Origin of the sequence: Massilia phyllostachyos (assembly GCF_021044825.1) — a bacterium.
GTDB lineage: Bacteria > Pseudomonadota > Gammaproteobacteria > Burkholderiales > Burkholderiaceae_D > Telluria > Telluria phyllostachyos.
The window spans coordinates 1-1,273 of sequence record NZ_JAJNOC010000026.1 but is presented as its reverse complement, the minus strand read 5'-3'; the positions used below and the strand labels follow the sequence as shown (position 1 = coordinate 1,273).

The 1,273-nt window shown below is 56.0% G+C and carries 1 protein-coding gene; it reads right to left on the bottom strand.

The annotated features are described in order from the left end of the window. Positions 1-44: 44 nt before the first annotated feature. Positions 45-1,181 carry an IS481 family transposase gene (locus LQ564_RS25690; RefSeq protein ID WP_231060967.1) on the bottom strand — a complete coding sequence of 379 codons (1,137 nt, stop codon included), beginning with the start codon at positions 1,179-1,181 and terminating at the stop codon, positions 45-47. Positions 1,182-1,273: the final 92 nt, after the last annotated feature.

Sequence of the window (1,273 nt, the reverse complement as noted above, 5' to 3'; positions counted from 1 at the left end):
GGTAACACATGTCTAGAGACATAGGTTACACACGTCAGCCCATTTTACCGTGCAATGCGCAGGTCGATTTCGCCGACTTGCCGATTGCAGAAAACCACGCTCAGAAGCCCGTCGTTGTCCGTCTGGCGGATGGCGACGGGCTCACCTGCTAAGCCTTCGCCGATGAATAGCTGATGGCCCTGGAAGCTGATATGGCCATTGCCTCTCACCTTCCGGACTACTTCCCCAGCCTCATACTCGATCGGCGGTAGCACCTCCGGATAACGCCGTGCGCTGATGGTATAGCGAGTCGCTGGCGGCTTCTGGCCCAGCGCATAATGCGGCCGTATCGTGTTGTATCGCTCGCGCCAATCATCGAATGCTGGCTGACACTTTTCGAGTGAGTTGAATCCGCGGCGGTCGAGCAGCTCAAACTTGAGCGTACGATGAAATCGCTCGTCTTTCCCTTGAGTCTGCGGATGCATCGGACGGCTGTGGCTAACTCGAATTCCAAGCCGTAGCAGCCATATCTCGAACTTGGTGAGTCCATTCTGCTTCGGTGTACCCCAGGGATTTCCGTTGTCGCACGTGAAGCGCTCGGGCAGTCCGTACTGCCTGAAGACATCGATCAAGGCGCGCTTCGCTTCTTCCGCCGTCTCGCCTGCACAGGCTTTGAGGCAAATGGCAAAGCGTGAGTGATCGTCGAGAATCGTCAGTGGATAGCACCGCCCGGCGTTCGGATCCGTCAGGGCAAAATGACCTTTGAAATCCATTTGCCACAGCAAATTTGGTGCTTCATGCTCGAACCGTTTGTTTGCCGCAGGGCCCGTATCGCTTGACGGGATCACTTGCCGTCCATGCCGGCGCAGGATCGCTGCAATCGTGTTCGGATGAGGTTTCTTGGACTGTTCAGGCAGCAGCGCTAACAGCTTGCGCGGACCCCAGCATGGATGCTCGTCATGAAGCGCTACAACCTGGGCTTCGAGCTGGAGGTCACTGCGATGGGGCGAGGTAACAGGACGGCGCGATCTATCCGCCAACCCTTCTTTGCCATGCTTCTTGAACAGAGACAGCCATTTGTAAGCCGTCTTGCGGCTGATACCAAATGCATGGCAGAGCGCGCTTATATTCGCTCCTGGCGCGCTTGCCAGCATTACAAACTCCAGGCGGGAAGTCATCTGGGAACACTCCTTCCAAGGCATCGCACACTCCAACTGTTGGTGGTGTGCCGATCATAAGAAAAGTGTTACCTATGTCCCTGTACAACTGTCACCTATGTCCCTGTGCCATACAG